Raw genomic sequence first — 23,635 nt, 5'->3', positions numbered from 1 at the left:
TGCCTTCCTTGGTAAACCGGTGTGCTTCATCTGGATGTGGTTGCCGCAGCCAGTACCGCGTCGTTGACCGCGGTGGGCGCGATTGCGGCGACGGCTTTCTGGGTCCGGCTGACGATGTCGAGTAGATAGCGACGCTTCGGACGCCTCGATGTCAGCGCGTGGTCGACGGCCTTGGTGACCCTGCTGGGATCAGCAGCCAGCTTCTGCAGACATCCCAGCAATTTCCGGCTGCCGGCGAGGTGCGACGCATACAGTCGGCGATGCTCGTCGCTGAGTTGTTTGGTCATGTGGTCGTAGTCGTCGAGCACGTCAGCCCACATGTCGGTCCGGATCGGACCCGGCTCGATGAGCGACACCGGAATTCGCCACGGGCGCAACTCCATCCGGAGCGCATCGGCCAGGGATTCGATCGCGTACTTCGATGCGGTGTAGGCACCGGTGCCCGGTGTGGTGATCAACCCGCTGACCGAGGACATGAACACCACTCGGCCGCCGGCGGAACGGATGTTCGGCAGCACCGCCTGGGTCACTGCGATCTGCGAGATCACATTGACGTTCAACTGCTGCGTCAGATCATCGAGGGACAGCCCCTCGACCGGCCCGTTGACGATGATCCCCGCGTTGTTGACGACGCCGTTGAGCTCAGCGGGAAGCCGATCGGGAAGCGCGGCGATCGCAGATCTGTCGGTGATGTCGAGCGCTACCGCGTGCACATTGGGCAAGCGATCGAGGCTGCGCAGGGCAGCCTCGGATCGCGCCGTGGCGTACACGTCCCAACCTCGTCGGCTCATGTGCTCGGTGATCGCCAGACCGATTCCCCGGCCTGCTCCGGTAACCAGTACCGAACCGGGACGTTGCTGATTCATACCGACTCCTCCTATACCGATCGGTGTACTTGCTGATCGCTGACGCTACACGCCCTTGCCGGCGATGTAAACCTATCGGTATACTTGAGTCATGACCGGCCGCGGCGCTCGGGAGCGCATCCTCAACACCGCCATCGACCTGTTCTACCGCGAAGGCATCAATGCCACCGGCGTCGAGCGACTCGCCAATGAAGCATCGGTCTCCAAACGGACTCTGTATCAACACTTTCCGAGCAAGACCGCGGTGGTCGAAGAGTACCTACGGTGCATCCGGCAACTCGTCGACGACCCAATCCGACCCGGACCGAATGCCTCGAACCGCACACCTCGCGAGCGCATTCTCGCGCTGTTCGCCACCCCGTCTCCGGACGGGCAGATGCGCGGTTGCCCCTTCCACAACGCGGCCGTCGAAGCCGCCGAGGCGATGCCGGAAATTCACGACATCGTCCACGAACACAAGCGCAGCTACATCCAGGGGCTGATCAAGCTGGCCCGCCAAGCCGGTGCCACCAACCCGACACTGCTGGGCAATCAACTCGCCCTTCTGTACGAAGGTGCAGCCGCACTGTCAACCTCCCTCGACGACCCCGCCTGCTGGACACATGCACGTAAGGCCGCTGCGGCGCTGCTCGATCAGGCGGTGCGCTGACCAGGTGGGCGGTGCTGGGCGATCAGTTCCTTGAGGTGCCGGGCGGCCTGCGTCAGCGGCTTGGTCGAACGCGCGGCGCGGGACAGGATGACCGCCCCTTCGAGCGCGGCCACGACAGTCGTCGACAATGACTGCGCCACAGCCCGGCTGATGCCGTCTTCGGTCAGCCTGTCAGCCAGCAGCTGACCCCACTCGGCGAACACATCGGCCGCGGTGTCGGCAGCCTCGGGAGCTTCGCCACGGCTGAACGCCGCCGCCACAATGGGGCAGCCGCCCTCGAAGTCCGTGGTGACCAGCATCTCGGTCCACACACGGGTAAACGCGCCGATCGGATCACGCTGCGCGATGCAGTCGCGCAATACAGCGGTCAACTCGTCCCCCGAGGCACGCGTTGCCGCCGCGACCAACTCGGACTTGCCGCCGGGAAAGTTCAGATAGATCGATCGTCGCGTCACGCCGCTGGTCGACAGGATCTCCGCAATCCCAGTCCCGGCCACACCTTGCTTCTGCATCAGGGTGGCCGTGGCCGACATCAGACGTTCCCGCGCACTCATGTCTTGCACTATACCATTCGGTGTACTACCGTCGCTCTTGCCAGTAGACCGATTGGTATACCTCGCGGATCTCTGGCCAACTCTGCCAAAGAAAAGAGATGACTGTGTCCTCCATGGCTCCTGACGATTTCGCCTGGCTGCCGGCGACCGAACAACTGGCGGCGCTGGACGCTCGGGAGGTATCCAGCACCGAATTGGTCGACCTCTACCTGTCGCGTATCGATGCACACAACGCGTCGCTCAACGCGATCGTCACGATCGACGAGGCGGCAGCGCGGCTTGCCGCAAAAGAGGCCGATGCGGCGCGCTCGCGTGGAGATGCGCTCGGTCCGCTGCACGGACTGCCGATCACCGTCAAAGACAGCTATGAGACAGCAGGCATGCGTACGGTCTGCGGCCGGCCGGACCTCGCCGATTACGTACCGACGCAGGACGCTGAGGCCGTCGCCCGGCTACGCCGCTCGGGGGCCATCATTTTCGGCAAGACCAACATGCCGACCGGCAACGCAGACGTGCAGGCCAGTAATCCGGTGTTCGGCCGGACGAACAACCCCTGGAATCTGTCACGCACCTCCGGTGGTTCTGCTGGTGGTGGGGCCGCCGCCACCGCGGCCGGTCTCACGAGCTTCGACTTCGGGTCCGAAATCGGTGGCTCCACCCGGATTCCGGCCCATTTCTGCGGTCTCTACGGCCACAAATCGACATGGCAGTCCGTGCCACTGGTCGGCCATATCCCCAGCGCGCCAGGAAATCCCGGACGGTGGGGCGAAGCCGACATGGCCTGCGCCGGAGTGCAGGTACGCGGCGCCCGCGACATCATCCCTGCACTGGAAGCCACCGTCGGGCCGCTGAACCCCGACGGCGGATTCTCGTACGCACTCGCCCCGCCGCGCGCGAGCGCGCTCAAGGATTTCCGCGTCGCGGTATGGGCCGACGATCCCGCCTGCCCCATCGACACAGACACCCGTCGAGCCATGGACGACGCCGTCACCGCCCTGCGCGACGCGGGGGCTCGGGTCACAGAGCAACCCGCGAGCATCCCGGTGGACCTGACCGCGTCACATGACCTGTTCCTGAGCTTGGTGATGGCCGCGTTCTCGGTTGACCGGTCGACCATGAGCCCGCAGTTCGCCGGTGCCCTTGCCCTACGCTCACTGATGAGCCCGCGCGGTGACGCTGCCGCCGCGCTGCGCGGGACGATCCAAAGCCACCGGGCGTGGTTGTTCCGCGATGCGGCGCGACGGGAAACCGCGCACCGATGGGTGGGATTCTTCAAGGAATTCGACGTACTACTGTTACCCGTCACGCCCACCGCGGCCCCCGGCCACCACAACAAGGACCACGACCGCTTCGGCCGCACCATCGACGTCGACGGCGTCACCCGCTCCTATTGGGACCAAACCAAATGGAGCGCATTGGCCAACATCGCCGGAGCTCCGGCCACGACGATGCCCATCACGACCACCGCAACGGGCCTACCCGTCGGCATCCAGGCGATGGGCCCCGCCGGCGGCGACCGCACCACCGTCGAATTCGCGGCCCTGCTCACCGAGGCTCTCAGCGGCTACCGCATCCCGCAGAACTACCGCTCACACGTGACGAGCGTCGCCTGATGCGGCGCAACTTGTCGGGCCAGAAGCTGGTCATCACCGGAGCCGCACGGGGTATCGGGGAGAAGGTCGCACGTCTTGCCGCCGCCCGCGGTGCTCGCGTCGCCCTCATCGGACTCGAGCCCGAACGGCTGCGCGCACTTTCCGACGATCTTGGCCCTGGTGCGTCATGGGAGGAAGCCGATGTGCGCCACGGCACCGCTTTGCGGTCGGCGATCGACAATTGCGCAATCACCATGGGTGGCATCGACTTCGTCGTCGCCAATGCCGGGGTTGCCGCGTACGGAACGGTGCGCCAGGCTGACGAGGCGTCGTTCGAGCGAGTCCTGGACATCAACCTGAACGGCGTTTTCCGCACGCTCAAGTACGCGACACCTCACCTGGAACAGAGTCGAGGCCATGCGATGGTCATCGCCTCGGCGATATCCTTCACGCCGATTGCCGGGCTGGCCTCTTACGCCGCAAGCAAGGCAGGCGTCGAGATGCTCGCCCTCGCCTACCGTCAAGAGGTGGCACACCTCGGAGTGACCGTGGGACTTGTCCATCCCTCGTGGATCGACACCGATCTGGTCCGAGGCGCCGAGACGGATCTCCCGTCGTTCCAGGAGCTTCGACGTCGGCTGCCCTACCCAGGCAATGTCACTACGAGTGTCGACCGGGCGGCTGCTGCAATCGTGCGCGGACTCGCGCGCCGACGCAGCCGGATTTACGTGCCGCGCGCTGTTGTCGTGGCCAACTGGGCGAAGGCTGCGCTGAACTCGCCGGCCGCGTGGCCGTGGATGAGGCGCTTCGCAGCCGAGGTGGCACCAGCGCTCGAGCGTGAGGTCTCGGCGCTGGGAAGGCACGACCAACTCGTGCCGTCCCCGCAGTCGCCCGCGCTGATCTTCCCTCCCGACGAAATCACAACGAAAGCAAAGCAATGACACAGCACCTCCAGGTCGAGGACCGCGGCGCCACCATGATCGTGCGAGTCGACGGCGGCCCGCACAGCTTGTTCGGAGTCGAGATCGCCAACGAGCTCGACGAACTGGTCGACCGGGTCGACCGTGATCCGAGCGTCCACGCCGTCGTGTTCACCGGGGCACGCCCTGGCCGGTTCGTCAGCCACGCCGACGTCCGGTGGCTGCAAGAAGGCGGAGCGGTGAAGCCGAAGCTGGGCCGGCGCGGCGCCTCAGCCGCCTTGCGGCTGGCCCGAGGCATCGACCGTGCCGGTGTCCCGGGCCCGGTTGTGGACAAGACTCCGCTGAGCGGCGCCGGCCAGCTCGACCGGCTGCACGAAACGTTCATGAAGATGAATGCCAGCGGCGTCATCTTCGTGGCGGCACTGAACGGTTCGGCCTTGGGCCTGGGAGCGGAATTCGCGTGGGCGTGCGATCTGCGTGTCATGGCCGACGGGGATTACTTCATCGGCCAGCCGGAAGTCCTCCTCGGCATCATGCCGGGAGGTGGTGGCTCGCAACGGCTCACACGCCTGATCGGCACCCACAAGTCATTGGTCGCGATCCTCGAGGGCAAGCCGTTCACACCTGCGCAGGCGCTGGCCAATGGTGCCGTCGACGATGTCGTCGTACCTGACGAAGTGATCGCGCGGGCGACCGAGCTGGCCGAGTACTTCGGAAAACGGACTAAGGCGTCGGTCGAGGGCATCAAGAGGGCGGTCTACTTCGGCGGCTCGATGTCACTGGCCGAAGGTCTCCACGTCGAGCGGACCGAGTTCTTCCCCACCGATCAGTCCACGGCCGGTCAGGAGCTGATGGTGCAGTATCTTGCGGATACCGACACAACCGGCGAGCTGCCGCTCTACCGCCCCGACACCTATGCACAAGCGCTCGCATCGGGCCGGGTGCCCGCGGTCGGTGCGGCCAATGGAGCGGTGAAGAAGTGAGCGCCGCACAGCCTTTCACCCGCCACGACGTATCGTTCACTTCCGGCGGGGACACCTGTGCCGCGTGGCTTTACCTGCCCACCGGAGTGACGTCACCGCCCGTGGTCATTCTCGGGCACGGTCTCGGCGCGACACGCGAGATGCGCCTGGACGCCTTCGCCGAGCGGTTCGCGCAAGCCGGGATCGCCGCCTTGGCGTTCACCTACCGCCACTTCGGCGACAGCAGCGGCGAACCCCGCCAGCTTCTGTCGATCAAACGACAGCTCGCCGATTGGGATGCCGCCATCACGTGGGTGAAGAATCGTGACGGCCTGGACAGCTCCCGGGTTGCCGTTTGGGGCAGCTCTTTCGGCGGGGGGCACGCCATCACCGTCGCGTCGCGCCATCCAGAGCTCAAAGCGGCAGTGGCTCAATGCCCGTTCACCGACGGCTTGGCCTCCGCGCTCGCACTGGGCCCGGCTGAATCCCTGAAGGTGTTGCCCTTGGTCGCACGAGACTACGCCGCCATGTTCTTTCGTAGGCCGCCCGCGATGATCCCGCTTGCCGGTCCCCCGAGATCGCTGGCGCTGATGAACGCCCCGGACGCGCTTCCCGGCTACCAGGCGTTACTGCCGCCTGACACGACATTCCGCAACGAGGTGGCAGCGCGGGTCGCGCCGACGATCGCGACCTACCGACCCGGCCGTTCGGCGAAGAAGATCAAGTTTCCAATCCTGTTCTGCGTCAGCAACACCGACAGCGTGACGCCTCCGGCCCAAACCCTGCGGTACGCGCGCACCGCACCCAGAGGCGAGATAAAGCGATACGACGCCGGCCATTTCGACTTCTACCTAGGTGCGCCCTTCGACGCGCTGGTCCGCGATCAGGTCGAGTTCCTCACTCGCCACCTGCAGCCGAGAGCACACGTTTCATGAATTTCGCGTCGTTGCCCGACCGACGGGCGGATCTGGATCCGGACGGGGCCGCCGTGTCCGACGGCATCCGGCCGCTCACCAATGCCATGCTGCTGCAGCGGGTGCGGGCGGCAGCGCACCATCTTCACGAGCTGGGCGTCGGCGCCGACGATGTGGTGGCGCTCAAGTTGCGTAACCGGGTTGAGTTCGTGGTGCTGTTGTTCGCGTCGTGGCGGTTGGCCGCCACTGTCACACCGGTCAACCCGAGCCTGACCGACGGCGAGGTCACGCTGCAGGTCCACACCTCCGGGGCGCGACTGCTCGTGGTCGAGGACGGGGACAGCGGACCGGCCGGGGTTGCGACGCTGACCGTCGGGGATCTTCACCTGGAGACGCCGGGGCAGGAGGAACCACCGCTGGTTGATCCTTCGGCGCTGGCCCTGCTGATCTTCACCAGTGGCACCACCGGTGTGCCGAAGGGCGTGATGCTCGACCACGCCAACCTCGATGCCATGGCAGAGATGGGACGGCAGGCGCTTCACATCGACCCAACGGATCGGTGTCTGCTGATCCTGCCGCTGTTCCACGTCAACGGCATTGTGGTCAGTGTCCTGATGCCGCTGCTCGCGGGAGCGAGCGTCGTGATCGCCGAGAAGTTCGATCCGCACACCTTCTTCGGCGTCGTCGAACGCCACAGGCCGACGTTCTTCTCGGCAGTGCCGACCATTTACCGCATGCTGGCGGCACTGCCCGACGACGTCACACCCGACACATCGTCGTTGCGGTTCGGCATCTGTGGGGCCGCCCCAGCGTCAGCAGAATTGCTGGACCGCTTCGAGGCGCGCTTCGGGTTTCCGCTGGTCGAGGGCTACGGCCTGTCCGAAGCGACATGTGCCTCCACCATCAACCCGGTCGCCGGCGAACGACGCGCCGGCACAGTGGGAATCGCGTTTCCCGGCCAGCAGATCCGCATCGTCGACCAACTCGGCACGGATGTGGCGCCAGGGGCCGACGGTGAGGTGCTCATCGCCGGCGCGAATGTCATGCGCGGCTACCTCGGTCGCCCCGACGAGACCGCCCGCGTCGTCATCGACGGCTGGTTGCACACCGGTGACATCGGTCATGTCGACACCGACGGCTACCTGACACTGGTAGGCCGGTCCAAGGACATGATCATCCGCGGTGGCGAGAACATCTACCCCAAGGAGATCGAGGACGTCCTCACCGGTGACCCGACTGTCCTGGAGGCCGCCGTCATCGGTGTTCCCGACGACAAATGGGGTGAGACCGTCGCCGCGTACGTCCAACCCCGACCCGGCCTCGTCATCGATCTCGCAGCGCTGCAAGACCTTTGCTCTCGTAAACTCGCCGGCTACAAGCGGCCCACCTCGATCACCGCGGTGGACGCCATCCCCAAGAACGCTGTCGGCAAGCCCGACAAGGCACCGCTGCGCGCTGCCCACCTGAAAGGAACATCCATATGACTTCCCTGCACGACCCGCTGACACTACCGTGCGGCCAGGTACTGCCCAACCGAATCATGAAGGCCGCGTTGAGCGAAGGGCTCGGCGACAAGCACAACGCCCCCGACGAGCGCCTGGAGCGGCTCTACACGAGCTGGAGCCACGGCGGCTACGGTCTGATCGTCACCGGCAACGTGATGGTCGACCGCACACAGCTCGGGGAGCCGGGCAATGTCGTCATCGAAGACGAGCGCGACCTGGATGCGTTGTCACGTTGGGCCAAGACCACCAAGGACGCCGGCGTTCCGATCTGGGTTCAGCTCAACCATCCAGGGCGGCAGTCAAACCCACTCGCGCTCGGCCACACGCCCGTCGCGCCCAGTCCGGTGGCGCTCAAGTTCCCCGGCGCCACCACACCGCGGGAGCTGACAGCCGGCGAGATCGAAGACATCATCGAACGTTTCGCGAACACGGCGGCGGTATGCGAGACGGCGGGCTTCGACGGCGTGCAGATCCATGGCGCGCACGGCTACCTGGTCGCACAGTTTCTGTCGCCGTTGTCGAACAAGCGCACCGACGAATGGGGCGGTGACACGGAGCGCCGGATGCGTTTCGTGGTCGAAGTCGTGCGCCGCATCCGCGCGCGGGTGGCACCGAGCTTCGCGGTAGGCATCAAGCTCAACTCGGCCGACTTCCAGCGTGGCGGGTTCACCGAAGACGAATCACGCCTGGTGGTGGCGGCGTTGGCACGTGAGGGCCTCGACCTGATCGAGGTCAGCGGCGGCAGCTACGAGCAGCCCGCCATGATGGGCAAGGCCGCCGACAGCACCCGGGCGCGCGAGGCCTACTTCCTGGAGTATGCCCGCACGGTCCGCGACCTTGCCGGCGATATCCCACTGGCGGTAACAGGTGGCTTCCGTTCGCGTGGCGCGATGGCAGAGGCGGTCGAGTCCGGTGAGTGTGACGTCATCGGTTTGGGCCGGCCCACCGCCACCACGCCCGACGCCGCAGATGCGGTGTTGGCCGGCCGCGCCGAGACACTGGCTTCACACTCACTGCGCGCCGGAATGCGGGGTGTCCTCGGCCGTTTCATCGATCTGAAGTCTCTCGACGGGATTCTCGAACTTTCTTGGCACACAGACCAATTGCACCGGGTTGGGGCCGGCCTGAAACCCGACCTCAAGCGGGGTCGCATCGCCACCATGTTTGCGATGCTGCGCCGTAACGGCACTGTGTCAGTCGGACGCAAGCGTGGTCTTTGACGTGGAGAGGACCGGAGCCGGCCGCCGGCTGGGTGAATACTGGTCTCATGCGGTTACCCGTGATGCCGCCCGTCTCGCCGATGCTGGCCAAGCCGGCAACTGTGATTCCACCGGACGCGTCCTACGAACCCAAGTGGGACGGCTTCCGGGCGTTGGTGTTCCGCGACGGCGACGAAGTCGAGTTGGGCAGCCGTAACGAGCGCCCGATGACGCGGTACTTCCCGGAACTCGTCGAGGCCGCCAAGGCCGAGCTCCCACCCCGATGCGTTGTCGACGGCGAGATCGTCCTGCCCACTGATGGTGGCCTGGATTTCGAGGCCCTGCAATTGCGTCTGCATCCGGCGGCGTCCCGGGTGCGTCTACTGGCCGAACAGACACCGGCCTGCTTCATCGCATTCGACCTGCTCGCCCTCGGGGACGAGGATCTCATGGGCCGACCGTTCAGTGAACGTCGCGCCGCCCTGGTGGATGCGCTGGGTTCAGGCCCGTCGTTCCATGTCACCCCGGCGACCACCGACGTGGCCACCGCGCGGCGCTGGTTCGACGAGTTCGAAGGAGCCGGTCTCGACGGGCTGATCGCCAAACCGCTCACCCTCACCTATGCGCCCGACAAACGGGTGATGGTGAAGATCAAGCACCAGCGGACCGCGGACTGTGTGGTCGCCGGTTATCGGCTCCACAAGTCGGGCCCTGATGCGATCGGATCGCTACTACTCGGGCTGTATACCGAGGACGGCGAGCTGGCATCCGTCGGCGTCATCGGCGCGTTCCCGATGGAGCGACGCCGGGCCCTGTTCGCCGAATTGCAGCCCCTGGTCACCGAGTTCGAGAACCACCCCTGGAACTGGGCCGCACAAGTGGCCGCCGATCCGGACCTCGCGCGCAGGTATGGCGGCGGGTCGCGCTGGAACGCCGGCAAGGACCTGTCCTTCGTGCCCTTGCGACCCGAACGCGTCGTCGAGGTCCGCTACGACCACATGGAGGGCCGGCGTTTCCGTCACACCGCCCAGTTCAACCGCTGGCGGCCCGACCGCGACCCGCGGTCGTGCACCTACGCCCAACTGGAACAACCGGTCACCTTCCGGCTCGACGACATCGTTCCCGGTCTGGGTCACCGCTAGTCAGTGCTCCGGCGGCTGCAGCCAGGTGGCGATGTTGCGGACGTAATCCTTGAACACCCCCAGACGCGATGGATCGGCCCGTATCTGCCAGCCGGGCCGATCGGTGACGAACGACGGCGCGCCACAGTCCAGATCCCAGTTGTAATCGGCGAAGTGGTGGAACGTCGACTCGGCCACGGCCCGGCCCATCGGTCTGCCCTCCGGCGTGCGCTCACCGTTCAGCGCCACCGCGAGATTGAATTCCCTGCCCGTGGCGGTGCTGCGCCCCCGGGCCACCACCGTCGCGAACGGCACTCGCGCCGACACCAATCCCTCGTGAGGATGGGCCGGGAACCACTCGATGCGCCCACTGGCGGTCCGGCTGGTACGCAGCAGCTGGTGCACCGGCTCCTCGGCCAACACCGGCTGGTAGTCGCCGTTGGCGCCCGAGTGGTAGTTGGGCCACGAGATGTCGGGATTGTCCTGGTCGTCGCACCGTGACACCGGGTCCAGGCTGGTGTCGTGGAACTCGTTGACCTGCCCCAACGAGCCCAGCCCAAGCAGGCAGCTGCCCAGGTTCTGGTGGTCACGCGCGGTGAGCACCCCACCACCGAGCCCGCGGAACCTGCCGATCGCCGCACATTCGTCAGGTGTCAGACCGTTGCCGACGTCGACCGCCATCAACCACAGCTGGTCGAATCCGAGCTCATCGAGATGGCTGAGCACCGGATCTTGCACGACGCGATCGGGCCGATTACGGGCCAGGACCTCGTGCCCGTCGGCGCGAAGCTCGGCGGCCAGCATCGAGAACCGGCTGACATCCCAATCGTCGGGGCTTTCCGTGATCGTGGTCTGCAACAGGATGGTCGCCATTCGATGAGCCTGACGGCTGCAGTCATGTCTGGGACCCTTGAAAACCCGTGGTCTGGCGTCGTGTGGATTTGATGTCGTACCCCTCTGTGATGATGGGGTCATGTCCTCCACCGCAGCCACATTCGCCGCCGAGGCGAGCCCGGCGCAGCGTACGGAGGTGTTGTTCGCGGAGTTGTCGGAGCTGTGCGGTCAACGCAACGCGATCGACGGCCGCATCGTGGAGATCGTCGCCGAACTGGACCGCGACGAACTGTGCGGAGCGACCGGCGCCCGCTCGATGAAAGCGTTGGTGGCCTGGAAAACCGGGGTCAGCCCCAGCAACGCCGAAACTGCAGTGGCCATCGCCCGCCGCATCGAAGAGTTTCCCCGCTGCACCCAAGCCCTACGCGAAGGACGCCTATCCCTGGATCAGGTCGGAGTGATCGCCAAGAAAGCCGCCGACGGATCCGATGAGCACTACGCCCAACTCGCCCCCGTAGCCACGGTGGAACAACTACGCACCGCAGTCAAACTCGAACCACGCCCCCAACCCACGCCCAAACCCGAACCGCCACGGTCATTTACCCGCACCGAAGCCGACGACTACACCACCTACACCATCCGCCTGCCCCGCCTCGAAGCCGCCAAATTCGACGCCGGCCTGCGGTCGCATCACGACAGGCTGGTCGCGGATTGGAAACGCGACCACGACATCGACGACACCGGTGCTCAGGTCGAGGACGAGCAGGTGCGGCCGTTTCCCAACCAAGTCGACGCGTTCATGAGCCTCATCGAGGCGGGCTGGGACAGCGAGGCTGCCCGCCGCCCCCACGGCCAACACACCACCGTCAACGTGCACCTGAACCTCGACGCTGACCCGCCCGTCGCCTCGCTACACCTGGGGCCACTGCTCACCGACGCCGAACGCCAATACCTGCTGTGCGAAGCCACCCTGGAAGCCTGGTTCCAACGCCACGGCCAACCCATCGGCGTAGGACGCAATACGCGGACCATCAGCCGCCGACTACGCCGCGCGCTGGAGCACCGCGACCACTGCTGCGTGGTCCCCGGTTGTGCGGCCACCCGCGGCTTGCACGCCCACCACCTCGTGCACTGGGAAAACGGCGGCCCCACCGACCTGGACAACGTGGTGCTGGTCTGTCCCTATCACCACTGTGCTCATCACCGCGGCGAGATCACCATCACCGGCCCCGCCGGCCGCCTCGTCGTCACCGACAGTGCCGGAAAACCCCTACCGGGCGGATCCCTGGCCCGACCGCCGACCACACCGCCGCCGGATGTCCCGCCCTGTCCGGGACCGACCGGTGAACGCGCCGACTGGTGGTGGTACACACCCTTCCAACCCCAACCACCACCGTCGACGAACTAGCTACTCCACGACACCGAGCGCAGTTGCCTGCGCGACCGGACCCCGAGCTTGACGAAGACCTTGCGCAGGTGCCATTCGACGGTGTGCGTGCTGATGAACAACTGCGCACCGATCTCCTGATTCGTCAGCCCGTCGCGGGCCAACTGGGCGATCTGTGCCTCCTGCGCGGTCAATTGATCGCCCGAGGCCAACGGCTGTTTGCGCACCTTCTCCCCGGTGGCGGTCAGCTCACGACGGGCACGCTCGGCGAACGCGTCCGCGCCCATCTTGGTGAACATCTCGTAGGCGGTGTTGAGGTGCTCACGCGCGCTGGTGCGCCGCTTCTGGCGACGCAACCATTCCCCGTAGCGCAGGTGGGTTCGGGCCAACTGAACCCGGATCCGAGTGCGGCCCAACCGATCGAGAGCCTCGTTGAACAGCGCATCGGCTTCGGCGTCGTCGACGATCAGGGCCCGTGCACTGGCCAGCGCACCCAGACCCCAATCGGTACCGCTGGCGCGTGCGCCCGTCTCCAACCGGCGTACCGCATCCTCCGCGGCATCCCGCGCGCCGACGCGAACTCCCGCCTCGGTCAGCTCAATCAGCGTCCAGGTGTAGAACCCCAGATCGTTGTACTGGCAGACCTGTTGGGCGGCGTCAAACGCCTCCTGATACCGGCCCAGCCCGTTGTAGAGCACCGCGGCGGCGTACCCGGCGGCTCCCAGCAGCCGGCCCTCGCCCTTGGCGGTGCCCTCAGCGATCCCGGCCTCGATCAGACTGCCTGCCTCGTCCAGATCACCGCGCCAGGCCGCAAGCTCCACCTTGTGGTACCTCATCGGGCGATGACCGATGGCCTCCGAGATCGAGCCCGCCTCTTCCATAAGCCTTGCCGCCGTGATGAATTCGCCTTTGTGAACGTGCACGCCGGATTTATAGGCGATCGCCTGCGGCAAGACGGCCAATGCTCCGGTGGCTCGGGCATAGCCGATCATGTCGGTGGCGAGCCGCTCGACCAACTCGTCATCCCATATCTCGTGGGCGGCGGATTCCTGCACGATCGGGAAGGCCAACGCCAACCAGCGCAGCGCCCTACCGTCATGGCGCCGGGCGTGCTCACACCACAGCTCCAGCGCGCTACGCAGGTGATCGACCGCCGCGGGCAGGCCGTCGGTGATCAGATTGGCCATCCCGATGAGCAGGAAGTCGATCGGTCTGGAGGGCGCCACGATTCCCTCGACCGCCGCACGTGCCGCCTCGGCGGCCACGACCAGGGCCTTCGGTTCGCTGCGCGAGGCGAACATCGCGGCCGCCAGCGCCTCGATATACGTCTCCCGTGCCAACTCGTCGTCGACGTTCTCCAGCCGCTTGGCGGCCTCTAGCAGCAGCGCGGCCGCATGCCGGACCGGCGGCGATCCGGGCAGGCCGCCCCGGCTGCTGGTGAAATCCATCTGCGCCCGTAGCCGGCCCACCTGGGCCTGCTGCAATTCGGTCATCGGGATCAGTTCGGCCAGTGCCAGCAGCTCGTAGGCAGCTGTCGGCGCGGCAGCTTCGCGTTTCGCCTCGGCCGCCGCGATCGCGCGGGAACTGCGCAGGGCCGGATCGGCGGACAGGACCGCGGCACGCTCGAGAAAGACTGCCGCAGCGGCAATTCCGCCGCGGCCCTGTGCGCGCCACGCCGAGGCTTCCAGCTCGGCGGCCACCGCATCGTCGGGGCCGGCTGCTGCATTGGCCGCATGCCAGGCGCGGCGATCGGGATCGAGTTCGGGATCGGTGGCACTGGCCAGCGCCCGGTGCACCGCCCGGCGGTCGGCCACGTCCGCGGCCCGGTAGGCCGCCGACCGAACCAGTGGGTGGTGAAACCGCATACGGGGGCCGAACTCGATCAACCCCGCGGCCTCGGCCGGCGCGAGCGCATCCATTCCGATACCCAAATGCCCTGCGGCACGCGAGAACACCACCGGATCACCGACCGGATCCGCCGCCGCGAGCAGCGCCAACTGACGAGTATCCGCGGGCAGCGACTGAATTCTGCGGACAAAGCCTTCCTCGACCTGCCCGACCGACGGCCGCGTCCCCGCAATCCAAAAGCCACCGGCCCGCTCCGCAGCCGAGACATTGCGCGGCACTTCCAGCAGGGCCAGCGGATTACCGCGGGATTCGGCGATGAGCCGGTCGCGTACCCGCTCGTCGAGCCGCCCCAGAACGACTGCGTCCAGCAGGTCTCTGGCATCGCTGTCCGACAGACCTTCGAGCCGCAGCTCGGGCAGGCCGGGCAGACCGGGCAGCACGTCGGCGGGTCCGTCATGACCATCGCGGACCCCGAACACCAAGACAACCGGCTCGGCCAGCAGCCGCCGCGCGACGAAACCCAAGGTCTGCACCGAAACCTGATCGAGCCACTGCGCGTCGTCGACCACACATAGCAGCGGCTGGTCCTCGGCAGCGGCGGCCAGCAGGCTGAGCACCGCCAGGCCGACCAGAAAGCGATCGGGCACCGGCCCGACACCACGACCGAAAGCGACCGAGAGCGCGTCGCGCTGCGGTTCGGGAAGTTTGTCGAGATGGTTCAGCAGCGGCGCACACAGGTGATGCAACCCCGCGAAGGCCAGTTCCATGTCGGACTCGACCCCACCGACCTGGGTCACCCGGAAGGCCGGCGCCTGTTCGACGACATAGTTGAGCAGCGCCGTCTTACCGACGCCCGCCTCACCACGCACCACCAGCACCGCGCTGCCGCCCGAACGGCCACCCGATACCAGTGCCCGAAGTGCTGCGCATTCGCTGACGCGGCCACGTAGTGACGGGACTGCGCCCATAATCGCCATCACACCACCGCTCCGAATTTTGCGGTGACCTTATCAAGGCAGGAGAGGTTCAGCCGATCCGGCGACCACCGGCTCAGCCGAACCGCAGCGACGGCGCGCTCAACGATTCGACGCCGTGGTGAGCGAATTGTGTCCAGCGAGTACGCATCTCGGAGGAAAGCTGTTTGTCGATCGCCCGCTGCGGGCCGAGCATCGGGGCATCCGCCCAGGTCTGGGGTGAACCGAACAGGAACGGCAACTCCATGCAATGGCAGGCGCCCAGCGGGGCACCCTCAGGTGTCCAGTCGAAACGATAGGTGCCCACCCGGCCGCCGTGCGTCTGCCACGCCTCGGCCAGGCGTTCGGAGGGGCCGGCGAACGCCTGTTTCGTGATCGATTTCGAACCGGCCCGGACCGCGACCCTGCCGAGGACAGGCACCCGGTTGAGCCTGGCCACCCGAGGATCCATCGCGACGAACGGCGCGGCGTCATCCTTCGTATAGCCGATCAGCAGCTCGATGCGACCGGCAGCGTCGGCGATGGCGTCGGGCACGTCCCCGGGGTCCGGCAGCGGCCCCCGGCCGAGCCGCGGCGAGAACGCGAGACCGCTGAGGAGACCCAACCCCTGCGCGGCGGCCACTGCAGCGCCTTCGGCGGCCAGCAACCGGTCGACGCTCACCTCGGCCGGATCGGCACCGGCGAGCGAGGTGGCCATGGCCGCGCCCATCTTCTGCGCCATGTCGTCGCGCCCGCGGTCCAGTTCCAGCGGGGCGCTCTGCAGGATCGCGCGGTGGAACAGCCCGGCCGCGTCCTTGCACAACATCAACGACCACACGGAGTGGGCGCCCGCCGACTGACCGAATGCGGTGACGTTGGCTGCGTCGCCGCCGAACGCGGCGATGTTGTCGTGCACCCAGCGCAGCGCCAGGATCTGGTCACGCAGACCCAGGTTGTCCTCACCTGCCCCGGGTGGCGCCAGATAGCCGAAGATGCCGAGCCGGTAACTCACATTGACCACCACCACGTCGCCGGCGCGGGCCAGGGCACCGGCGTCGTACTTGGCCGACTCTCCACTGCCCGCGACGTAGGCACCGCCGTGGAACCACACCATGACCGGGAGCCGCTGCGCATCGGCCGGTGCCGTGACGGTCAGCACCAGACAGTTCTCGTCCGTCGACAGGCCATCGAGCACGTTGCCGGTCACCCAACCCAGCCGCGACGGCCGCTGCGGGCAGGCCGGACCCGACTGGGTGGCGTCCCGAACCCCCGACCAGGCCGCGGGCGGTTCGGCGACCGCGAATCGTCTGGCCGTGCCGTAGCGCACGCCCCGCGCACGTACCAGCCCGTCCTCGTGTTCAACCTGGATCGTGCCGCCTGTGATGTGTCGCTCCCGCACCCGCCCAACGCTAGCGTTTACCGGCGCCCGTAGCCGGGCATGCCAACAGCATGTCTGTAACCGCATTTCAGGACCTGCCGCTGGCTGATCGGGACCGGGAGTGGGACGGCGACGCCGCCGACAAACGGGTCCGCAAATGGGCCGATGCGCAGGACGAACCCAACCAGAAATACCGCGACGCGCATGTCTGGTACGACAAGGACGAGAAGGACAACTTCACCGCGTACAAGCTGCTGATCGCCGACGTGGTCGGCGGCAAGCTCGAGGCCGTGCCGCGTGGGGTGATGGCTGCCGGCGGAATCATGGACGGCGCCCGCGGTGGTGTCGATCTTCCCAAGGAGGACATCGACCGGGTGAAAAGCCACCTGGCGAAGTACTACAAGAAGATGGGCGAGACTGCGCCCTGGGACCGCGATTAGCTAGATTGCGGGCGTGAGCCCAACCCCCGCCGGGCGGTTTGCGCCGAGCCCGTCGGCTGACCTGCACATCGGCAACCTGCGCACCGCGGTGCTGGCCTGGTTGTTCGCCCGGTCCACCGGGCGCCGGTTCCTGCTGCGGGTCGAGGATCTCGATGACCGCACGTTTCCCGAGATCGGTACGCGGCAAGTGGCCGACCTGGCCGCGATCGGGCTGACGTGGGACGAGCCACCGGAGTGGCAGACCGGCCACCAGGACCGCTACGACGCGGTGATCGGCGAGTTGTCCGAACGTGGCGCGGTGTACGAATGCTATTGCAGCCGAAAAGATATCGCGCAAGCGCCGCGGGCTCCGCATGCCCCCGAAGGCGCGTACCCGGGTGCCTGCCGGGACCTCACCGAGGCCGAACGCGCACAGCGCCGAGCCGAAACCGGCCGTCCGCCCGCGCTGCGGCTCCGCACCGAAACATTCGTCGGCACCGTGACCGACCTGCTGCACGGCACATACACCGGGATCATCGACGACTTCGTGGTACGTCGCGGCGACGGCGTGCCCGCCTACAACCTGGCCGTGGTGGTCGATGACGCCGCCTCCGGCGTCGACCAGGTGGTGCGGGGCGACGACCTGTTGAGCTCGTCACCGCGCCAGGCGTATCTGGCCCGGCTGCTGGACTACCCGGAACCCCTTTACGCCCACGTTCCGCTGGTGCTCAACGAAGACGGCGCCCGGCTGGCCAAACGCGACGGGGCGGTCACCCTGGCCGAGATCGGCGTCGACCGGGCATTGGAGCAGATCAGCGCGTCGCTGGGATGGCCCGCGCTGAACGTCGACGGCATGCTCGACCGGTTCGACCCGGGCGCGCTGCCACGGCATCCGTGGATATACCAGCCGGGCTGAGCAGAAACCTGCAGAACAGCTCGCGCCCCTGTTAGCGTCCGGCAGTGCGCTCCCGACGAATTCCACTGCTGGGGCTCCTGCTGATCGTCGCGGTACTGCTGGCCGCCTGCGGGCCGAAGACGGGCAATACCGACGAACCGCTGAGTTCGGCCGGCGTGCTGCGGGTCGGCACCGAAGGCGTGTACTCGCCGTTCAGCTACCACGACACCGCCACGGGTCAACTCGTCGGCTACGACGTCGACGTCGCCCGCGCGGTTGGCGACAACCTCGGCGTAAGAGTCGAATTCGTCGAGACACCGTGGGATTCCATCTTCGCCGCGCTCGAGGCCAACCGGTTCGACGTGGTGGCCAACGAGGTCACGATCACGCCCGAACGGCAGGCCAAATATGACCTGTCCCAGCCCTACTCGATCGGCGAAGGCGTGATCGTCACCCGCGCCGACGACAACACGATCAAGTCGCTCGCGGACCTGAAAGGCAAGGTCGCCGCCGAGAACGCCACCAGCAACTGGTCGGAGATCGCTCGTAAGGCCGGCGCCCGGGTGGAAGCGGTCGAAGGGTTCACCCAGGCCATCAAGCTCCTCAACCAGGGCCGGGTCGATGTCGTGGTCAACGACAGCATCGCCGTCTACGCATATCTGGCCGAGACCAACGACAAGTCGGTGAAGATCGCAGGCACCGTGGGAGAGAAGAGCGAACAGGGCTTCGCCGCGCGCAAGGACAGCGGCCTGCTGCCCGAACTCAACACCGCACTCGACCAGTTGCGGGCCGACGGCACCCTGGCCGCCATCTCGCAGAAATACCTCAAGGCCAACGCTTCGGGGGCACCCGAAGAAGGTGCACCCGCGCGCACACATTCGACGGGGCGGCTGATCGCCGACAACCTGTGGCCGCTGGCCAAAGCGGCTCTGACGATGACCATTCCGTTGACGATCATCAGCTTCGCCATCGGCCTGGTCATCGCCCTGGCCGTGGCACTGGCCCGGCTGTCGCCGAATGTGGTGCTGAGCAACATCGCCCGCTTCTACATCTCGATCATCCGCGGGACCCCACTGCTGGTGCAGTTGTTCATCGTGTTCTTCGCGCTGCCCGAGTTCGGGGTCAAGATCGACCCGTTCCCGGCGGCGGTGATCGCGTTCAGCCTCAACGTCGGCGGCTACGCGGCCGAGATCATCCGCTCGGCGATCCAGAGCATCCCGAAGGGACAATGGGAGGCCGCCGAGACGATCGGCCTCAACTACACCGGCACCCTGCGTCGCATCATTCTGCCGCAGGCGGCCCGGGTCGCGGTGCCACCGCTGTCGAACACCTTGATCTCGCTGGTGAAGGACACTTCCCTGGCCTCAACAATATTGGTGACCGAACTGCTGCGGCAGGCCCAGATCGTCGCGGCACCGACGTTCGAGTTCTTCGCCCTCTACGGCACGGCCGCGATCTACTACTGGGTGATCTGCCTCGTGTTGTCGTTCGGCCAGAGTCGCCTCGAGCGCCGACTGGAAAGGCACGTTGCGCGATGACCACAGAACGCGAAGACCGGATCGTCGCCACCGACGTGCACAAGGCGTTCGGCGACGTGCAGGTGCTCAAGGGTGTTTCGTTCACCGTGCCGCGCGGCACCGCGACGACGGTCATCGGCCCCTCGGGTTCGGGGAAGACCACGCTGCTGCGCACCCTCAACGCGCTCGATGTCGCCGACTCCGGCGTGATCCGGGTCGGTGACAGCGAACTCGACTTCGCCAAGCCGGTCCCCAAGGATCAGCTGCGTCGCTACCGGGCACAGAGCGGCTTTGTGTTCCAGTCCCACAACCTGTTTCCGCACAAGACCGTGCTGCAGAACGTCACCGAGGGGCCGCTCGTCGTGCAGAAACGGCCGCGGGAGGAGGTGCTGGCCGAGGCTACCGAGCTATTGCGTCAGGTCGGGCTGTCCGACCACCAGGACAAGTATCCGTACCAGCTCTCGGGTGGCCAGCAACAGCGCGTCGGGATCGCCCGGGCACTCGCGTTGAAACCGAAAGTGGTGCTGTTCGACGAACCGACCTCGGCACTGGATCCCGAACTGGTCGGCGAGGTGCTCGCGGTGATCCGGGACCTGGCCGTCGAAGGCTGGACGCTGGTGATCGTCACGCACGAAATCCAGTTCGCCCGACAGGTTTCCGATCAGGTGCTGTTCACCGACCGCGGCGTGATCCTGGAGCAGGGGCCACCCGCCGCCGTGATCGGAGACCCCAAGGAAGAGCGCACCCGCCAGTTCCTGCAGCGGATCCTCAACCCGCTCTAGCCGTTCGGTACCCGTTCAACGGCGACCGCCCACTCGACAAGCGAGCGCAGATAGGTCAGCACCTCGTCGTCAGGATGGTCGCCCGCATTCTCCAGGTGTACGCGGGCGAGCTCCTCGATCGCCGACAACAGGATTCGCACCGTGGTCCCGTCCGGGTCGACGTCCACGCCGGCAGCCACCGAGAGCGGCCGCGCCGCGACCTTCCTGGCGTAACGGCGGCCCACTTCGATGCGTTCGCGCACCTGCGGGGGCGCGCCGTCGGGCGGCCGCAAGATGATGCGCCAACTCGTCGGCGCATCATGCAGGTAGGCCAGAATCCCCCTGCCGAGCTGCTCGGGATCGAGGTCGGGCTGGTCCACGGTACTCATGCCGGCGAACGCGACCGCCGACTCACGGTCCAGAAGCGCGGTGGTGAGCCCGGCCAGATCAGTGAACTGTTGGTAGACAACGGTTCTGGTGATCCCCGACCGGCTCGCAACCTGCTCGACGGTCAATGCGGGGTAGCCACCTTCGGCGACGATGTCGCGCGCGACGTCGAGCAACTGTGCCCTGCGATCCGCGCCGCTGAGCCGGCGGCGGGTCATTGCCGGAATTCCAGTAACAGGGCTACCGCATTCGCCGCGCTCTGCACCGCGCTCTCCATGGTCGCCGACCAGTCGGTGGCCGTCCAGTCGCCGGCCAGCACCAACGACGGCACCGAGGTCCGTTGCGGCGGGCGCAGCCCGTCCGTGCCGACCACCTGCGAAAAGGTCGCCTTCGGCATCTTGACCACCTGAGCCTGAAGCACTTTCGCCTCCCGTGCCGCCGGGTAGTACCGGCGCAACAACGCCACCTGCTCGTCGACGATCTCGTCGTTGCTCTTGTGGATCTGCTCGTAGGCGCCACTGGTGGTCAGGCAGTACAGCCAGGACCGGTCGGTGTTACGGCCATGCATGATCTGGCGGTCGAACACCTCGTCGATCACCCCGGTTCCGCCGATCAGCCCCTCGAACGCCGACTCGGTGCCCAACGGACGATCGAGGTAGAGATTGGTGCTGACGATGGGTGTGTAACCGAGTTTGTCTGCAGCCGCATAGATCTCGGGATGCTCCGGCAGGTCGTCGAGCAGGCCGCCGATGTTGGAGTTCGGAACCGCGCAGACCACGGCGTCGGCGGGTACCTCGGTTCCGTCGGCAAGGAGCACGCCGGTGACGGTGCCGTTCTCGATGCGGATCCGTCGTGCGACCGCGCGGTAGCGCACGTCGACACCGCGTTCGGCGAAGACCTTCAACGCTCCGTCGACGTAGAGGGTGTCGAGGTCGACCGTGGGGTAGCCGATGGTGACGGGCGTGCGGTGGGCGATCCCGAGGCGGATACCGGTGGCCATCACGTTGGCGAAGACCTTGGCCGATTCGCGGGCCACCGGCTCGGCGGCAATACCCAGGGCAAGCCAGTCCCACAAGGCTTCTCGTGCGGGGGCGGGCATGCCGACGCGCTCGAACCACTGTTCCGTGGTGAGGTCGGCCAGGTCTGCCGGCTGATGCAGGGCCTGCCAGCCGAGCCGCAAGGTGGCACGGGCGGCGCGCAACCGGTCGGCCCAGCTCGCGTCGGGGTGAACCCCGAGCAGGGTGCGGACCGCCCCGGCGCCCGTGGTCTGCATGGTGACCTTGCGCCCGTCAGGCCACCGCAATGTCGACGATTTCGGGAAGGCGATGTGCTGCCGGGTGCCGACGCTGGTCAGGTATCGGTAAAGGTGTTGGTAGCCGCTGGCGATCACGTGCTGACCGTTGTCGGGGACGTCGTCTACCTCGTCGGCCCGCATCGCGTGGGTGCGTCCGCCCAGGCGGCCACGGCGCTCGAGCAAGGTGACGTTTTTTCCAGCTTCACTCAGCCACACCGCGGCAGCCAATCCCGCCAGCCCACCGCCGATCACCACATAGCGTTCGCCCATGCTGCAGCCCTCCGTCGACTAAGTTACAAATTGTAAGTTAGTCGACGGGCACGCGGGCGTTATCGGACGGGCGAACGTCCCTGTGCCGCACGCTCAGCGGCGGCCAACATTTCGTCTCGGAACTGCGGGTGTGTGATCGCGGCCAGGGCCTCGCCGCGCTCGCGGACCGTCCTGCCCTCCAGTTCGGCTGCGCCGTACTCGGTGACGATCACATCGACCTGATGTCGCGGAGTGGTGATCACCGCCCCGGGGCCGAACCACGGCACGATCCGCGACTGGAGCACCCCGTCCTTCTCGAACGTCGAGGGCAGGCAGATCAACGAACGGTCCGACAGCTCAAGGCCGGCACCGGCCACGAAATCCTCGGCGCCACCGATCCCGCTGAACTGGTCGCCGGCGATGGTGTCCGCGACAACCTGGCCGTGGACATCGACCCCGAGCGCGCCGTTGATCGTGACCATGTCGTTGTTGGCGCCGATCACCTCCGGCGCGTTGACGATCTCGACCGGCAGGAACGCGACGTCGGAGTTGCCGTCCAGCCACGCGTAGAGCTCGGTCGAGCCGAACGCGAAAGTCGTCACGCTCACACCCTCGTACAGGCCTTTCCCGACGTTGGTGACCTTGCCCGCACGGTGCAACTGCATGCACCCATCGGTGAACATCTCGCTGTGCAGCCCGTAACCTCCCCCGTCCCCGTCGGCGAGCAGTGCCGCGATCTGGCTGGGAATTGAGCCGATACCCGTCTGCAGCGTCGCGCCGGACGGGACGTACGCGACGGCGTGCCTCGCAATCGCCCTGTCGACGTCGGTGGGCGAGGCCACGGGCAGCGCGAGCGGTGCGTCGGTGGACTGCACCAGGATGTCGATCTCGTCGACGTGCAGTGCATGGCGGTAATCGTCGAGGCCGAACGTTCGTGGATAGGCATCGGACACCTCGACGACGAGTAGCCGTTGCGGATCGGCACCCGCGCGGCGCAATTCGCCGACCGTGGCCCCCGCGTGCAGCGACAGGGAGCACCAACCATCCGCGTCGGGCGGCGCCGCAACGGTCGTCACCACGCGCGGCGCCTGGCTCTGGAGCAGCGGGGCGAACCGACGGAAGTCCGCCGGCGCGAACTCCACATCGGCGCCCATATCCCGCAGCATCCGCTCGAAAGGACCGTAGAAGCCGGATAGGTAATGGACGCCCGGACGGGTGAACAGTTCGGTGCCGACCCCGAGCAGCGCACCGTAGACGCGCAGGTCCGTCCAATCCGTGCGCTCGCCGAGGGCCCGCAGGAACGCCGGAGGCTGGCCGGGCCCCAGTGGGATCCCGAGCGTGTCGGCGGGCGCCAGGCGGGTGGCGGCCTGTTGGGCGGTGAGCTCTTCCGGCATGGCGTCACTCTTCCGTGAGCCACCGCATTTGTACACC

At 66.8% G+C, this 23,635-nt stretch carries 21 protein-coding genes; 13 read left to right on the top strand and 8 right to left on the bottom strand.

Annotation, left to right across the window (positions count from 1 at the left end; all coding sequences use genetic code 11):
- Window positions 1-26 precede the first annotated feature (26 nt).
- The gene (locus tag ACZYZF_RS18400) at window positions 27-866 is read right to left on the bottom strand and encodes an SDR family oxidoreductase (RefSeq protein WP_463836434.1); all 840 of its coding nucleotides are present in this window, start codon (window positions 864-866) and stop codon (window positions 27-29) included.
- A 91-nt stretch (window positions 867-957) separates the two neighbouring features.
- Between ACZYZF_RS18400 and ACZYZF_RS18395 the strand changes: the two genes are divergently transcribed.
- Complete coding sequence (locus ACZYZF_RS18395) at window positions 958-1,515, top strand: TetR/AcrR family transcriptional regulator (protein WP_463836433.1); 558 nt, start codon at window positions 958-960, stop codon at window positions 1,513-1,515.
- On the opposite strand, the gene ACZYZF_RS18390 is transcribed toward ACZYZF_RS18395, so the two are convergent.
- Window positions 1,500-2,069 (bottom strand): TetR/AcrR family transcriptional regulator, encoded by a 570-nt coding sequence (locus tag ACZYZF_RS18390; protein WP_463743786.1) that lies wholly within the window; start codon window positions 2,067-2,069, stop codon window positions 1,500-1,502. The genes ACZYZF_RS18395 and ACZYZF_RS18390 overlap by 16 nt on opposite strands.
- Window positions 2,070-2,167: 98 nt before the next feature.
- On the opposite strand from ACZYZF_RS18390, the gene ACZYZF_RS18385 reads away from it, so the two are divergent.
- Genes ACZYZF_RS18385 through ACZYZF_RS18355 form a run of 7 tightly spaced genes read left to right on the top strand, consistent with a single transcriptional unit; the run spans window position 2,168 to window position 10,303 of the window.
- The gene (locus ACZYZF_RS18385) at window positions 2,168-3,682 is read left to right on the top strand and encodes an amidase (RefSeq protein ID WP_463836432.1); all 1,515 of its coding nucleotides are present in this window, start codon (window positions 2,168-2,170) and stop codon (window positions 3,680-3,682) included.
- The gene (locus ACZYZF_RS18380; protein WP_463836431.1) at window positions 3,682-4,602 is read left to right on the top strand and encodes a short-chain dehydrogenase/reductase; all 921 of its coding nucleotides are present in this window, start codon (window positions 3,682-3,684) and stop codon (window positions 4,600-4,602) included. Before ACZYZF_RS18385 ends, ACZYZF_RS18380 begins: the two co-directional genes overlap by 1 nt.
- Window positions 4,599-5,564 (top strand): enoyl-CoA hydratase/isomerase family protein, encoded by a 966-nt coding sequence (locus tag ACZYZF_RS18375; protein WP_463836430.1) that lies wholly within the window; start codon window positions 4,599-4,601, stop codon window positions 5,562-5,564. The genes ACZYZF_RS18380 and ACZYZF_RS18375 overlap by 4 nt, the downstream gene beginning before the upstream one ends.
- Window positions 5,561-6,478: an alpha/beta hydrolase gene (locus ACZYZF_RS18370; RefSeq protein WP_463836429.1), complete on the top strand. Its 918-nt coding sequence runs from the start codon at window positions 5,561-5,563 to the stop codon at window positions 6,476-6,478. The genes ACZYZF_RS18375 and ACZYZF_RS18370 overlap by 4 nt, the downstream gene beginning before the upstream one ends.
- A complete protein-coding gene (locus tag ACZYZF_RS18365; RefSeq protein ID WP_463836428.1) occupies window positions 6,475-7,941 on the top strand; it encodes a class I adenylate-forming enzyme family protein in 1,467 nt (488 codons plus the stop codon). The genes ACZYZF_RS18370 and ACZYZF_RS18365 overlap by 4 nt, the downstream gene beginning before the upstream one ends.
- Window positions 7,938-9,182 carry an NADH:flavin oxidoreductase/NADH oxidase family protein gene (locus ACZYZF_RS18360; protein ID WP_463836427.1) on the top strand — a complete coding sequence of 415 codons (1,245 nt, stop codon included), beginning with the start codon at window positions 7,938-7,940 and terminating at the stop codon, window positions 9,180-9,182. Before ACZYZF_RS18365 ends, ACZYZF_RS18360 begins: the two co-directional genes overlap by 4 nt.
- Before the next feature lie 47 nt (window positions 9,183-9,229).
- Window positions 9,230-10,303 (top strand): ATP-dependent DNA ligase, encoded by a 1,074-nt coding sequence (locus ACZYZF_RS18355; protein WP_463836426.1) that lies wholly within the window; start codon window positions 9,230-9,232, stop codon window positions 10,301-10,303.
- Here the strand turns inward: ACZYZF_RS18355 and ACZYZF_RS18350 are convergent, their stop codons facing one another.
- Complete coding sequence (locus tag ACZYZF_RS18350) at window positions 10,304-11,155, bottom strand: hypothetical protein (protein WP_463836425.1); 852 nt, start codon at window positions 11,153-11,155, stop codon at window positions 10,304-10,306.
- A 100-nt stretch (window positions 11,156-11,255) separates the two neighbouring features.
- Here ACZYZF_RS18350 and ACZYZF_RS18345 point away from each other — a divergent pair, with 100 nt between their 5' ends.
- A complete protein-coding gene (locus ACZYZF_RS18345) occupies window positions 11,256-12,524 on the top strand; it encodes an HNH endonuclease signature motif containing protein (protein WP_463836424.1) in 1,269 nt (422 codons plus the stop codon).
- Here the strand turns inward: ACZYZF_RS18345 and ACZYZF_RS18340 are convergent.
- Both ACZYZF_RS18340 and ACZYZF_RS18335 read right to left on the bottom strand, forming a co-directional pair.
- Window positions 12,521-15,328 (bottom strand): ATP-binding protein, encoded by a 2,808-nt coding sequence (locus tag ACZYZF_RS18340; RefSeq protein WP_463836423.1) that lies wholly within the window; start codon window positions 15,326-15,328, stop codon window positions 12,521-12,523. The genes ACZYZF_RS18345 and ACZYZF_RS18340 overlap by 4 nt on opposite strands.
- A gap of 73 nt (window positions 15,329-15,401) precedes the next feature.
- On the bottom strand, window positions 15,402-16,703 hold the full coding sequence (locus tag ACZYZF_RS18335) for a carboxylesterase family protein (RefSeq protein ID WP_463836422.1): 1,302 nt from the start codon (window positions 16,701-16,703) through the stop codon (window positions 15,402-15,404).
- A 50-nt stretch (window positions 16,704-16,753) separates the two neighbouring features.
- Here ACZYZF_RS18335 and ACZYZF_RS18330 point away from each other — a divergent pair, with 50 nt between their 5' ends.
- Genes ACZYZF_RS18330 through ACZYZF_RS18315 form a run of 4 tightly spaced genes read left to right on the top strand, consistent with a single transcriptional unit; the run spans window position 16,754 to window position 20,295 of the window.
- Window positions 16,754-17,122 (top strand): hypothetical protein, encoded by a 369-nt coding sequence (locus ACZYZF_RS18330; RefSeq protein ID WP_463743775.1) that lies wholly within the window; start codon window positions 16,754-16,756, stop codon window positions 17,120-17,122.
- A gap of 13 nt (window positions 17,123-17,135) precedes the next feature.
- Window positions 17,136-18,017, top strand: coding sequence for a tRNA glutamyl-Q(34) synthetase GluQRS (gluQRS, locus tag ACZYZF_RS18325; protein ID WP_463836421.1), 882 nt, complete (start codon window positions 17,136-17,138; stop codon window positions 18,015-18,017).
- Between the two features lie 44 nt (window positions 18,018-18,061).
- Window positions 18,062-19,534 (top strand): ABC transporter permease subunit, encoded by a 1,473-nt coding sequence (locus tag ACZYZF_RS18320; protein ID WP_463836420.1) that lies wholly within the window; start codon window positions 18,062-18,064, stop codon window positions 19,532-19,534.
- Window positions 19,531-20,295, top strand: a complete 765-nt coding sequence (locus ACZYZF_RS18315) for an amino acid ABC transporter ATP-binding protein (RefSeq protein ID WP_463836419.1) — start codon at window positions 19,531-19,533, stop codon at window positions 20,293-20,295. The genes ACZYZF_RS18320 and ACZYZF_RS18315 overlap by 4 nt, the downstream gene beginning before the upstream one ends.
- On the opposite strand, the gene ACZYZF_RS18310 is transcribed toward ACZYZF_RS18315, so the two are convergent.
- Genes ACZYZF_RS18310 through ACZYZF_RS18300 form a run of 3 tightly spaced genes read right to left on the bottom strand, consistent with a single transcriptional unit; the run spans window position 20,292 to window position 23,598 of the window.
- Window positions 20,292-20,879 (bottom strand): TetR/AcrR family transcriptional regulator, encoded by a 588-nt coding sequence (locus ACZYZF_RS18310; protein WP_463836418.1) that lies wholly within the window; start codon window positions 20,877-20,879, stop codon window positions 20,292-20,294. The genes ACZYZF_RS18315 and ACZYZF_RS18310 overlap by 4 nt on opposite strands.
- A complete protein-coding gene (gene hpnE, locus ACZYZF_RS18305) occupies window positions 20,876-22,225 on the bottom strand; it encodes a hydroxysqualene dehydroxylase HpnE (RefSeq protein ID WP_463836417.1) in 1,350 nt (449 codons plus the stop codon). Before hpnE ends, ACZYZF_RS18310 begins: the two co-directional genes overlap by 4 nt.
- Window positions 22,226-22,284: 59 nt before the next feature.
- Window positions 22,285-23,598: an acetyl-CoA hydrolase/transferase family protein gene (locus tag ACZYZF_RS18300; RefSeq protein WP_463836416.1), complete on the bottom strand. Its 1,314-nt coding sequence runs from the start codon at window positions 23,596-23,598 to the stop codon at window positions 22,285-22,287.
- Between the last annotated feature and the right edge of the window lie 37 nt (window positions 23,599-23,635).

Source organism: Mycobacterium sp. IDUB_24 (genome assembly GCF_055419385.1).
The sequence above is the reverse complement of the archived record's forward strand: the minus strand, read 5'-3'. Positions and strand labels throughout refer to the sequence as shown.